Below are 12,367 nucleotides of genomic sequence, written 5' to 3' on the forward strand. Positions count from 1 at the left end.
CGTCGTGCCGGAGTGGGGCGGATGCCGGTGAACGGCATGGCGGCATGACGACCCGCGTCGGGTCACACGGTCAGGACGGACGGTCGGGAGTGCGTGCCCTACGCGGTGGTCGCCGGGAGGGCGTGCCCGGGCGCGCGGGGCCGTGGCCGGCCGGAGGCGTCGGGGTCGCGTTGGGGCAGGAAGGCCGTACGGCGGGCCCGGTCACGGATGGCCGTCCGTACGCGTGTGGGCGGTACGGCGGGCGCGGCGCGCGAGGCGAGCAGCGAACAGGCGGCGAACGCGGAGCTCGCGGCGGCGGTGGCGGCGAGCGCGACGGTCGCGGAGAGGCTGCCCGTGTCGAGCAGCGTGATCTCCAGGAAGAGGACGACCAGGAGGGCGGCGGGGCGCAGGCGCGCGGCGATGCGGATCATCGGCTGCCCCCCTCTGGTGCTGCTGGCGCTTGCTCGCGTTCGTTCGTTCGTTATACAGGACGTCCGACGGGAGGGGTTCGTTCCGCCCAGCCTGGGGACGGCCGTCAGGCGGGCTCGAGTTCGAGGGGTTCCAGCAGCCGCTTGGGCCGCAGCAGGGCCCGGCTGACCGGATCCGCCGGCTCCGGGTCGAGCCCGGGTCCCGGCAGCATCTCGACGTCGGCGGCGGGTACGACGATCCCGCAGGCGGGGCATTCGCCGTACGCCCCGAGCCCGGTCCCGCAGGGGGCGTGCCGGAAGACGCGCAGCGGCCGGTCGCCGAAGTGCTCGCGGCCCCACATGCCGAGCGCCCGCAGGGTCGGCCACAGGGCGACACCGCGGTCGGTGAGGACGTACTCGTCGCGCGGCGGGGACTCCTGGTAGCGGCGTTTGGCGAGGACGCCCTCCGTGGTGAGCGTCTGGAGGCGGGCGGCCAGGACGGCGCGCGGGATGCCGAGGTGGACGAGGAAGTCGTTGTAGCGCCGGACGCCGTAGAGCGCGTCGCGGACGACGAGGAGCGTCCACCGCTCGCCGACGACCTCCAGCGCGCGGGCGATCGAGCAGTCCTGCGTCGCGTAGTCCTTGCCCAGTGCCATGACGTCCACTGTACAGCTTTCCACCTCCTTGGTTCGGTGAACAGACCGACGATGCTACGGTGTGACGCATGCCCAAGTTCACTGAACGAACCGACGTCGCCGCGGCCCCCGGGCCGACCGCCGTCGCGACCTCGCCGCCCGCCGAGGAGGCCTCGCCCCGCTCGGGCCGGGCCACCCTCGCGCTGACCAGCGCCGCCACCGCCGTGGCCCTGATGACGTACACGGCCCCGATGGTCACGCTCCCCGAGACCGCCGCCGATCTGCACACCCCGCTCTCCGCCCAGGCGTGGCTCCTGAACGGCACCCCGCTGGGCCTCGCCGCCGTCCTCCTGGTGGCGGGCAGCCTCGCCGACGACTACGGGCGGCGCCGGATCTTCGTCGCGGGCACCCTGGCGCTGGGCGTCACCACCGCGCTGGGCGCGCTGACCAGCTCGACCTGGCTGTTCACGCTGGCCCGGGTCGCGCAGGGCGGCGCGAGCGCGGCCCTTCTCGCCAGCAGCCTCGGCCTGATCGTGCACGCCTTCCCGAGCCCGCGCGGCCGGCTGCACGCCACCGGCGTATGGGGCGCGTTCGTCAGCGGCGGCATCGCCGTGGGCCCCCTCGTCGCCGGGGCGATGCCCGACTGGCGGGTCACCTACGCCGTCCTGGGCGCGGCCGCGCTCGTCGTGGCCGGCCTGTCCCGTCGCGCCCTCACCGAGTCCCGCGCCCCGCGCGGCGGCCGCCCCGACCTGGCCGGCGCCGTCACCTTCGGCCTGGCGCTGGTCTCCCTGGTCGCGGCGCTGACCCTGGGTCGCGACGGCTGGCTGCGCGCCCCCGTCGCGCTGCTCCTCCTCGCGACGGTGCTCCTCCTCGGCCTGTTCGCCGTCGTGGAGCGGCGCACGGCGACCCCGATGATCGACCTGGGCCTGCTCCGCCGCCCCGGCTTCCTGGCCTCCTCCACCGGCGGACTGTTCACCGGCTTCGCGGTGATCGGCCTGTTCAGCCTTCTGCCGACGCTGCTCCAGCAGACGCTCGGCCTGTCCGCGATGGACACGGCCTGGCTGTTCCTGCTGTGGTCCGGCCTGTCCTTCGCCGTGGCCCTGCAGGCCCGCAGACTGGCGGGCCGGATGGCACCGCGCCTCCAGCTCGCCCTCGGCTTCGCGCTGCACGCGGCCGGCGCCCTGGCCCTGCTGGGCGCGCTCGGCTCCGGCACCTGGACCCGGCTGCTGCCCGGCCTGATCGTCGCCGGGGTGGGCAGCGGTCTGCTGAACGCCGCGCTGCCCCTGCTCTCCGTGGAGTCGGTGCCGCCTCAGCGGGCCGCGATGGGCTCGGGCGCCCAGCAGACCTTCCGGTACATCGGCTCGTGCGCCGGTGTGGCCCTGACCATCGCCGTCGTCACCTCGACGAAGGGCGGCCTGGCCCACGGCGGCGACATCGCCCTGGTCGTCTCGGCGGTCCTGGCCCTGGTCGCGGCGGCGGCCGTGGCGGCCCTCCGGGAGCGGACGGCCTGACCGCCCCGCGGGTCAGCGCCCCCCGGACGGAGACGAGCTTCGCCCACACCACCAGGCGGTACGTCGACGTGAACTGCGGGGTGCAGGTGGTGAGGGTGAGGTAGTGCCCCGGCGTCGTATAGCCGTACCCGGGCACGACGCCGGAACGTGGGACGGGCGCGAGGACACCGCCGTCCCCGGGCGTGGTCCGCGGCAGCACCCGGTCCACGGCGTACGTGTGGACGGCCGCCCGCGTCTCGATCCGCACCACGTCCCCGGCCCCGAGCCGGTCGAGACGCCGGAACGGCTCCCCATGCGTGTTCCGATGCCCGGCGAGCCCGACGTTCCCGGCCTCCCCCGGCTGCTGGGTGCGCGGATAGTGCCCGACCCACCCCTGATCGAGCGCCCCACGCCGGGCGACGCCTTCGGCGACGGGGACGCGGAGATGGAGACGGGGGATGGAGAGGACGGCGTGGGGGCGGGTGCGGGTGGCCTTGGTGGAGGGGGTGCGGGGGTCGGCGGGGGCCGACGGGACGGTCGTACGGGAACCGTCGCTCGCGGCGGTAGGGCCACGCGTATGTGGCCCGTCTCTTTGATCCCCGCCGTCTCTTTGATCCCCGCCGTCTTTTTGATCCCCCAGTCCCGCTCGAGGGCGCGCACCTCGCGCTCCGCGCTCGCCCGGGCCTCGCGGTTCGTCCACCACACCTGGTGCACGACCAGGAGCGCGAGCACGGCGCCCACGGTGACGAGGACCTCCCCCGCGCTCCACACCACCCGCCGCGCCACGGCACGCCGCCGCAGCCGGCCGTGCCGCACGACGCGCACCCGCTCCGCCATCACAGCCGCCCCCTCCGCCGAAGCCGCCCGCACGATAGGGCCGACGGCGCGCGGTTCCCAGCCCCTTCGGGACCCTTTTCCTCCCCCCTCCGTCCTCTCCACGGACATCCACGCGCAGTACGGTGTCCCCCATGCGCCCCGACACGCCTGCCGAAAACGTCGACCACACCGCCGAGGCGGCACGCCTGGAGCGAACCGCCGGTATCTACCCCGAGGACGCCGAGGCCCTGCTCCTGCGCGCCGCGGCCCACTTGGAACTGTCCGGCGACCGCCCCGCCGCGACCGCCCTCTACGACCGCCTGCTCGCGTCGTCGGCTCCCTTGGAGAACCCCCATCTGGTACGGGCCCTCAAGGCGTCCAACCTCTGGGAGTACGGCCACGAGGCCGAGGCCAGGGCGATCATCGACGGCGTCCGCGCGTCCGCGCCGCGGGACCCGGCCCCCTGGGTGATCGTCGCGGAGTCGCTGGAGGCGCACGACGAACTGGAGCAGGCGCAGGAGACGTTCACGGAGGCGGCCCGCCTGCTGCTGAGGGACGTCGAGGAACCGCCGTACGCGACGCATCCGCTGCTGTTCGGGCGCCACCGGGTCCGCCGCATGCTGGGCCTGGCCCACGACGAGTGGGACGCGCTGGCGGACACCCTGCACTCGATGCCGGTGTCCCTGGACGAGCTGCACGACCCCAAGCGGGTCTGGTCCCTGGGCTCGGACAACCCGGCGGAGCTGGAGGCGGAGATCTCCCGCCTGCGCGCCGAGCTCGGCGCCTACCGGGAGGCCCTGTCGCGCCCGTTCCCCGTGGCGATGCTGCGCTGGCCGGCGGACGAGCTGACGGAACTGCTGACGGCGTACCCGTCACTGTCCGCCGAGTACCCCTCGCACGACGAGCACCTGGCGACGATAGAGACGTCCCTGCGCGAACTGTCCGCCTCCGGCACCCCGAACCTGGGCATCGTCACCGGCACGGTCCCTTCCTACGAGGCCTTCGCCGCCTCCGAACTCTCCTCCCCGGACGACCCGACCCTCCTCCCCCAGTACGCGACCACCCTGGCCGCCCGAGGCCGAGCCATCGCCTGGCCCCCGCAGCGGGGGGCGGCTTGCTGGTGCGGGTCGGGGCGGGTGTATGGGGAGTGCCATGGGACGGACACGACGGGCTGACGCCGGCCCGGATCCGCGTGCGGGGCGGCCGTCCGAGGAAGGCGGCCCCACACCCCCGGCGCGCCGGCAGAATGCTGTTGTGTCCGGTGCCATCCCCTCCTCCCCCGCCGTGTCGGCTCGGATGAGCAGACAGAGCAGCAAGGACACGGCCGCCGAGTTGGCGGTACGGCGCCTCCTGCACGCGGCGGGACTGCGCTATCGCGTGGAGTACCCGGTGCCGGGGATGGCGCGTCGACGTATCGACATCGCGTTCACCTCGGTCAAGGTCGCCGTCCTGATCGACGGCTGCTTCTGGCACGGCTGCCCGGTGCACGCGACACAGCCCAAGTCGAACGCCGAGTGGTGGCGGCAGAAGCTCGACCGCAACATGGCGCGTGACGCGGAGACCACCGCGCATCTCACGGCAGCCGGCTGGGAGGTGCTCCGGTTCTGGGAGCACGAGTCCCCGGAGGACGTGGTGGTGGCTGTGGCGGCGACCGTGGAGCGTCGCCGTGCCGAACCGATCCGGGGGAGACATCGATGACCGCTCCGACCTTCGTCGACGTGTGCTCGGGGGGCGGTGGGCTCGCGCTGGGATTGGAGCGCGCGGGGTTCCGGTCGGTCCTGCTGCTGGACGAGGACGCCGACGCATGCCGGACCCTCCGCCACAACAGACCGCACTGGAACGTGCTGCAGACCGATCTGTTGGACTTCGACCCGGCCGAGCATCCCGTCAGCCATGACGTGGATCTCCTGGCCGCGGGCCTGCCCCGGGTCAGATCGAGTGCGACCGTCGGTCGGGCGGACTCGCACACGGAGGAGCGCCTGCTGAAGGCCGCCGTCTACCTGGTGCACGCCATACGGCCTCGGGCCGTGCTCATCGAGAACGTCCCCGGACTCGCCCACGCCGACGAGTACCGGCCGATCCGCGACTTCGCCCACGCGGAACTGGCCCACCTGGGATACGAGTTCAACTGGTTCGTCACCAACGCCGTCGACTTCGGCGTGCCCCAGAGCCGCAAACAGGGCGTCCTGGTGGCGGTCGACCGCGATCGGGCCGGTGCGTTCCTCCCGCCGACGCCGACCGTGTCGGAGCCGGCGACGGTGGGTGCCGCCCTGAAGGCGTCCATGGCCGCGCGCGGTTGGCCGGACGCCGACCGCTGGGCCGCGCAGGCCGACCGACCGGCGCCGACCCTCGTCGGGGGCTCGAAGAACCGGGGCGGAGCCGACCTGGGGCCCACCGGGGCCAAGCGCACCTGGGCGACCCTGGGCGTCAACGCCGGCAGCCTGGGGGACGAGACTCCCGGCCCGGACTTCGTCTGGAACCCTGCGCTCGGCCGGGACCACATGGTGAGGATCACAGTCGAGCAGGCGGCGCTGCTCCAGGGCTTCCCCGACTCCTGGGCCGTGACCGGGCGCAAGACCGCCCGCTACCGGCAGATCGGGCATGCGACGCCCCCTCCGGTCGGCGAGGCACTGGGCCGTGCCTTCGTCGAAGCGCTGGACGGGGATTCCGCGACCGTCCACGCCGGCTAGACTTCCGCCACATGACCAGCGCGGCGCCACACCAGTCCATCCTCGACAAGCCCTTTGTCCTTGATCTCTTCGCGGGACCCGGAGGTCTGGACGTCGCCGGACACGCGCTCGATGTCCCGAGCCTCGGCATCGAGTGGGACCGAAGCGCCTGCCTGACGCGCTATGCGGCCGGGTTGGACACCCTGCACGCCGATGTGAGCGCCGTCCGCAGGGACGCCTTCGAGTCCCTGCCGCCGGAGATCAACATCCTGGCCGGCGGACCTCCGTGCCAGACGTACTCGGTGGCCGGCAAGGGCGCGGGCCGCAAGGCGCTCGAGGAGGTCAAGGGCTACATCGAACGCCTGATGGCCGGTGACCCCGACGACGAGATCGACGCGGACCTGGAGCAGCTGACCGACCCGCGCACGGCGCTGGTCCTCGAACCCCTCCGCTATGCCATCCAGGCGACCAGGAGCGCCAACCGCGACCGGCGTCCGTACGACGTGATCGTCCTGGAACAGGTCCCCGCCGTGGTGGCCGTGTGGAACCACTACGCCAAGGTGTTGCGGGAGACGGGTCTTCCGGACGGCACCAAGTACGAGGTCGTCGTCGACGTCCTCGCCACCGAGACGTACGGCGTGCCGCAGACACGGTCCCGTGCGGTGCTGATCGCTCGACGCGTGGGCCTCGGCCGGCCGTCCCTGCCGCCGCCGACCCACCGCGCGTACGAGGCGAAGGCCTGGAACCGGGAAGCCGCGGAGGCCGCGAACGCGGTCCTGCAACCGACCCTCGACGACCAGGACATCGAGCCGCTGGACTCGGACCCCACGGACAGCGGTGACAGCGGCCTCGCGCCCTGGAGGTCGATGGGCGAGACCCTGGCCGACCCGGTGGGCGGTCATCCGGGTCGGCGCACGCCGTTCCTCGTGCGCTCGAACTACGGCAGTTCCGGGCTGCCCGGGAGGCGTGGTGTGCGGACCGACCGGCAGCCCGCCGCCACGGTCACCGGCCGGATCTCCCGGTTCGTGGTCTTCGAGCACCTCGACGAGCACGTGGTCCGCGAGGGCGCGCGGTTCAGCATGAACGAGGCGGGGATGCTGCAGAGCTTCCCCCCGGACTACCCGTGGTCCGGTACGGCACAGGCCCAGCAGGTGGGCAACGCCGTACCGCCCCTGTTCGGTGCGCACCTGCTGAGCGCCGCCCTCGGGCTTCCCGTGCCGGACCCGGACGTCCTGCGCCGGCCGTGGGTGCCGGCCACGAAGGAGGAGCAGGCCAAGCTGCGCAGTCACGGCTGCGGTCTCGCCGACTCCTGCACCGCCCGCTGCCCGGACCCCGCGGACCAGGCCCCGGCCCGTTCCTCCGCCGGTGCTCGCGCGAAGTCGGAGGCGGACTAGGCACCGAGACGTCGGCGCCGTCGGCGTTCCCGGTCAGTCGCCGCTTCGTCGGCCCCTGATCGGCGCGGTCTCGAACAGTTCCATGAAGTAGTCCGTGAGCGCGTCTACGGACTCCTCCGGGACGGGGTCCTCGTCCGGTCCCTCCGGCAGCCCGTGTCGGGCGACCGGGGGCGCAGTGCTCGCCTCGGCGATCCACTCCCGCAGCGGAACGGGGTCCCTGGGCTCGTCCGGCCCGAGGACGTCGTAGGTCAGGGTCGCGCCCGCCGTGCTGATCGCCATGCTCAGACCGTTGATCTCCCGTCCGGTGGTGACCCGGCCGCTCTTCAGCAGGCGTACCAGCGCCTGGGCCGTGGGGCGGTGGTCGATCACTTCCATGCGCAGGACCGTGTGGATGAGGTCCTGGTTGCCGCACGCGATCTCGACAGGTGCGTAGTCCGGTCCGTTGCGGAACAGTTCCGCCGCCCACCACAGACGCGAGAAGCACTGCCGGTCCGCCGGCCCCCGGAAGCGGTCCGCGGAGACCCGTCGCACCGGCCTGTTCGCCGTCGCCTCGGACAAGTGGCGCCAGACCACGTAGTCGGGGGCGATCGCCAGGGCGATGTGGTTCCACAGGCGCCTGTCCGCCGCCTCCCGCCGGGTCAGCCGGAGCGTGGCGTGCAGCCGGGGCGCGAGCCAGGCGTCGGCTCGGGTGCGGTCGTCGCGGAACGCGTACATGGCGTCGTCGACGAGGCTCCGGATCGGTTCGGCCGACCATCTGATGTCGTCCTCGGGAAGTTCCTCGACGACCTTGGCGAGGTCGATGCCCCCATGGACCTGTTCGGCCTTGAGCAACTCCTCGGTCAGGAACGGGTCGACGGCCGAGGCCGCGAGCAACGCCAGGCGATCCGGAACGTGGTTGGGCTTGCTGATCACGTCATTTCTCCCGGTTCATCTGTTCCAGACCACGGATGGCGTACGCGAGCGCCTTGGTGGCATCGGCACGACGTGCGGCCGCGTAGTGGATGCGGGTCTGGAGCTCCACCCAGCCCGAGTCGCCGGTGCGGCGGCGGTGTACCTGCCTCAGGGCCTCCTCGACGTGCACACCGGGGACGACGTCCGGGAGCATCTCCCGCAGCACCTCGCCCTGCCAGTCGGTCGGGAAGACGGGTCCGCCTCCCGGCTCCACCTCCAGGTCGCCGATGGCACCGTGGAACACGGCCGTCCACACGTCGGTGGCCATCTGGGCGACCAGGAGGTCGCGCACCTTGCTGTCCACGCCCGAGCCGCTGCTGTCCAGCAGCCCGAAGAACCCCTCGATGTCGGTGTTCACGAACACGGTGGGGACCCGGGCCGAGGTGTCGACGATCCAGGGCACGTCGGCATAGGCGCGCAGCCAGTCCCGGGAGCTCCTGCTGAACGAGGCCTTCTGCACGTCCAACTGGAGTCCGCGGACCGGTTCCTCGGAGACCGTGTCGACGATCCAGCTCCGGTCCGTCTCCGCGATCGACCGCCCGCGCACCCCGTCCACGGTCCCGACGGCGTGCACGGCGAGCGACGCCCGGCTCAGGTGGTTGTCGCGCAGCACCTCCACCGAGCCCGACCAGTCCCGACCGTCTCCCGTGTCCCGGGTCAGGTCCGTGGCCGTGCGGATGTTGGTCTCTCCGTCCGTCAGCACCGCCAGGACCCGCAGATCGGACCAGGCCGCTTCCTCGGCGGTCGCTCCGGGCGGCAGCGTGGCGGAGAGCCCGATCGTGGCGCTCACCCAGTCGGTGTGGCCGGCGATCCCGAGAGCCACCGCCTGCTGCTGGGTCGAGTACGCCGTGGTCTCCAGCTGGTCGCGGGTGCCGTCGGAGAGCTTGAGGGACACCGACGTCACCCTGACCGTGATCGGCCGGTTGAGCCTCTTGTACGGGTAGATCTTCACGGTCACTCCCCCTTGCCGGCACGGAGTTCGACGACGAGACGGGTGAGCGTGGTCCGGACCGGGTGGCTGGTGACGTCGGTGCTGCCGCGGAACTTGGCGCGTCGGGTGCCCGGCGGGAAGCGCAGGATGCCGTCCTCCACCTCGCAGCCCTCCAGGGCCACGAGCTCCGCCCAGTCCAGTCGGGGGCGACCGCCGGAACGCACGTCCAGCTGCGCCACCGGAACCATCGGAACGATCTCGTCGCCGCGCGGGATGCTCACCTCAGCGGTGATCTGCCACTCGCCGCCGTCGCCGATCGTCGCGTCGAGCCCGTCCAGTACGGGGACGACCGGACCGCCGGGCGCCTTGGCCTTGGGACGTGTCTTCACCGTCAGTGCCTTGCGCAGCGCCTCACCGCCCTGGCTCCCGCCCCGTTTCGGCCGCGCGACCAGTTCCCGGACGGCGTGGTTGACCTCGGTCGTCAGCGTGTTGATGCGGCGGTAGGCGGAGGGCGACCAGCGCAGGGTGAGTTCCTCCGTCTGCCCCCAGCGGTCGTGCTCGGGGGGCTCGGCGGCCCGCAGGAAGTCCTCGGCCTCCTTCGCGAAGGGCGCCGATTCACCGGCGGCCTCTCCCACCAGGAGGACAGCCTGGAACGGATTGGTGCCGAGCGGCAGGTTCGGGACGCCGGCCTTCTTCACCGTCATGCGATTGCCGCGCAAGGAGTGCACCTGGTTCTTCGGCGTGTCCTTGTCGTTGGCCGCCTCGGTGACCAGCAGGACCGCCTGATGCGTGCCGAGGGTGCCCCGGGCGCCCCCGGACAGGGGCAGCCTCAGCGGGACCGTCCGCGTGGCGACCTGACCGGCCTCGGTGAGCCGGTCCACCGTGGTGCCCTCGTAGTGGGCGCGCAGGGCACGGGTGCGGGAGGGCTGCTCGACGGAGGGGTCGACCTGTTCCTCCGGCACGACCACCTCGCCGTTGCGCAGGGTCCGGACGGAGACCTCCAGCAGGGGCAGCTTGCCGCCTCCACCGATCATCGCGGCCCAGAAGTCCCGTCCCAGGGCCTCGACCAGACGGCGGTGCATCTTCCGGATGTCCCGGGTGTCCCCGCCGTTCTCCTCCTCCGGGATCTCCTCCTCGGTGTCGATGTCGCTGCCGTACGCGTGGTCGTCGAGGCTGGCCACGTCGTGCGCGCCCACGATGAGGAAGGACGTGCCGGGCTCGTCGCTCTCCCGGGTCAGGTGCAGACGGGCCACGGTCTCCTCGTCGGCCCACCAGGAACGGGCGACGTCGGCGCCGGGCGTGTCCGGGTCCGGGCGCCCGAACCAGGCGGGGCCCGCGTAGGGCCGGCCGTCGACCTCGCGCCAGGGCAGTTCGAGACGGCCGATGACGCGTCGCTCGGTGCGTCCCTCATGCGGCTCGGACAGGGTGGAGTTGATGAGCACCAGACCGAGCGCGCTGGTCGCCCACAGCGTCGCCTTGCCCAGGCCGTACGAACCACCGGCGGCCGGACCCGACTTGAGGCTCTCCAGCTGACGCCTCACCACCGCGGCGAACTTGCCGTCCGCGTAGTCGTCGCCGATGAGCCCGGACGCGTTGTAGTCGTCGACCCGGAGCAGGACCAGTCGGCCCTTCTCGTACATGTCGCGCACCCCGGCGTCCACGACCCTGCCGACCTTCTGGCTGCCGACGGTGTCCGAGACCGCGGAGTAGTGCGGGAACAGATCGTTCCACAGGATCGCCTCGCGGAAGGCGTCGAGCGCCTCACCGGTCAGCTCGTGCAGGGTGTAGCGGACCCGCACCGGGCGGCCGTTGTCCGTCAGGCGCTCGTCGAGGCTGTTCTGACAGGTCTCACGGGCCAGGACCTGCACATCGGCATCGAAGGCGAAGGCCGCGGCATTTCCCAGGTCACGCCCTCCGTCGGGGTAACCGGGGCGGTGGTACCAGGTGACGGGCAGGCCGGCCCGGGTGTCGGTGGTGCGGGTGTGCACCGTGCCCACGTCCGTGCCCAGTGCCCTCGCGATGTCCGTCATCACGGTCGGGCGGGGCGTCGACCGGCCGGTGATCCAGGCGGACACGGCCGCCCTCGTCAGCCCGAGCTCCTCGGCCAGTTCGGCCTGTGTCTTCCCCGAGAGCTTGAGCTGTCGGGCCAGCCAGGGCCCGAACTCCTCACCTGTCTCCACGCGTTACCTGCTCTTCCTCGGCGTCCCACGACGGATCGGACCGGCGATCAGCAGGCTAATTTGACACAAGCCGCCACGTCAATTGGCAGTTGACCTCGCTCCACCCCTCGAACGACCTTGAGATGACACCCCATTTGTCCACTTTGCCACCCAATGCGCCTCTGTGACCCACCTCCAAGCGGAACGCTCAACTCCCCTTAGGTGGCGCCAGATTGGGACTTGCACATTCGAGTGACCGCCGATACCTTTGTTGACGTTGGGATACCCAGCTCGCTTTTCGAATCTCGCAAGGAGATTCCAGGGCGGCCCTGGGAGAGGTGCGTCCACCCTCAGGCAGAACCGCCCGGAGGTGCCGCTCCGGGCAAGGACTTCAACGAAAGTGCTGGCGGTCGAACGTTTCTCTCCGCTAGCGTTTTCACGGGGGATCTCGTCTCATCGGACAACAGTTTTCCCACGGGTGTTGCAGACCCATATGCTCACCCCTGCGCAGATCGACGAGGATTACGCGAAATATATCGGGGGTGGGTCACGTCATGACCGAAGAGCAGGACAATGGCGACTACTTTCAACTGGAGTCGTCCCGGGAATTAAGCTCGTTCCACACGAGCATCTGGATGGCTGGGAGCAAGGCGGAAGCGAGCCGTATCCTTCGCGAGCACCAGTTGTCCGAGGAAGAATTCGTCTACAGGTTCCCCGAACTGGCCAAGCGCGTCCAGGTTCTCCCGGACACGCTCCCCCACTCCGACGGACATAGCGACTGAGCTGCCGTTCGGCCGTTCTCGGGCACCCATCACCGACATCTTCGCCCGTCGGCTGAAGATGTCTCACCAGCACATAGGCGTACCCATCGACCCGGGCGGGCCGGCCGCGCGCGCTTTCCGCCGCCGGCCCGCCCCAAGACTTTGCTCGAACCGC

The 12,367-nt window shown here is 71.8% G+C and carries 11 protein-coding genes and 1 pseudogene; 6 read left to right on the plus strand and 6 right to left on the minus strand.

The window, feature by feature from the left end:
- Window positions 1-98 precede the first annotated feature (98 nt).
- A complete protein-coding gene (locus DC008_RS12605) occupies window positions 99-410 on the minus strand; it encodes a DUF6412 domain-containing protein (protein ID WP_108707065.1) in 312 nt (103 codons plus the stop codon).
- A gap of 104 nt (window positions 411-514) precedes the next feature.
- Window positions 515-1,042, minus strand: coding sequence for a winged helix-turn-helix transcriptional regulator (locus DC008_RS12610; RefSeq protein WP_055623399.1), 528 nt, complete (start codon window positions 1,040-1,042; stop codon window positions 515-517).
- A gap of 68 nt (window positions 1,043-1,110) precedes the next feature.
- On the opposite strand from DC008_RS12610, the gene DC008_RS12615 reads away from it, so the two are divergent.
- A complete protein-coding gene (locus DC008_RS12615) occupies window positions 1,111-2,532 on the plus strand; it encodes an MFS transporter (protein ID WP_108707066.1) in 1,422 nt (473 codons plus the stop codon).
- Between the two features lie 22 nt (window positions 2,533-2,554).
- Here DC008_RS12615 and DC008_RS12620 read toward each other — a convergent pair.
- A pseudogene (locus tag DC008_RS12620) lies at window positions 2,555-3,348 on the minus strand (class E sortase); the annotation flags it as partial.
- A gap of 131 nt (window positions 3,349-3,479) precedes the next feature.
- On the opposite strand from DC008_RS12620, the gene DC008_RS12625 reads away from it, so the two are divergent.
- The 4 genes from DC008_RS12625 (at window position 3,480) to DC008_RS12640 (ending at window position 7,390) form a co-directional block, all read left to right on the plus strand.
- Window positions 3,480-4,502, plus strand: a complete 1,023-nt coding sequence (locus DC008_RS12625) for an SEC-C domain-containing protein (protein ID WP_108707067.1) — start codon at window positions 3,480-3,482, stop codon at window positions 4,500-4,502.
- Between the two features lie 121 nt (window positions 4,503-4,623).
- Complete coding sequence (locus DC008_RS12630; RefSeq protein ID WP_108707068.1) at window positions 4,624-5,025, plus strand: very short patch repair endonuclease; 402 nt, start codon at window positions 4,624-4,626, stop codon at window positions 5,023-5,025.
- Window positions 5,022-6,017, plus strand: a complete 996-nt coding sequence (locus DC008_RS12635) for a DNA cytosine methyltransferase (protein WP_108707069.1) — start codon at window positions 5,022-5,024, stop codon at window positions 6,015-6,017. The genes DC008_RS12630 and DC008_RS12635 overlap by 4 nt, the downstream gene beginning before the upstream one ends.
- Window positions 6,018-6,028: 11 nt before the next feature.
- Complete coding sequence (locus DC008_RS12640; RefSeq protein WP_108707070.1) at window positions 6,029-7,390, plus strand: DNA cytosine methyltransferase; 1,362 nt, start codon at window positions 6,029-6,031, stop codon at window positions 7,388-7,390.
- Window positions 7,391-7,423: 33 nt separating this feature from the next.
- Here the strand turns inward: DC008_RS12640 and DC008_RS12645 are convergent, their stop codons facing one another.
- The 3 genes from DC008_RS12645 to DC008_RS12655 are packed head-to-tail and all read right to left on the minus strand — an operon-like array spanning window position 7,424 to window position 11,452.
- Entirely contained in the window at window positions 7,424-8,302 is an 879-nt protein-coding gene (locus DC008_RS12645) for a DUF6339 family protein (RefSeq protein ID WP_108707071.1), read from the minus strand.
- 1 nt (window position 8,303) lies between these two features.
- Window positions 8,304-9,293: a hypothetical protein gene (locus DC008_RS12650; protein ID WP_108707072.1), complete on the minus strand. Its 990-nt coding sequence runs from the start codon at window positions 9,291-9,293 to the stop codon at window positions 8,304-8,306.
- A 2-nt stretch (window positions 9,294-9,295) separates the two neighbouring features.
- Entirely contained in the window at window positions 9,296-11,452 is a 2,157-nt protein-coding gene (locus DC008_RS12655; RefSeq protein WP_108707073.1) for a helix-turn-helix domain-containing protein, read from the minus strand.
- Between the two features lie 533 nt (window positions 11,453-11,985).
- On the opposite strand from DC008_RS12655, the gene DC008_RS12660 reads away from it, so the two are divergent.
- Complete coding sequence (locus DC008_RS12660) at window positions 11,986-12,213, plus strand: hypothetical protein (RefSeq protein ID WP_055623390.1); 228 nt, start codon at window positions 11,986-11,988, stop codon at window positions 12,211-12,213.
- Window positions 12,214-12,367: the final 154 nt, after the last annotated feature.

Source organism: Streptomyces nigra (assembly GCF_003074055.1).
Classification (GTDB): Bacteria; Actinomycetota; Actinomycetes; order Streptomycetales; family Streptomycetaceae; genus Streptomyces; species Streptomyces nigra.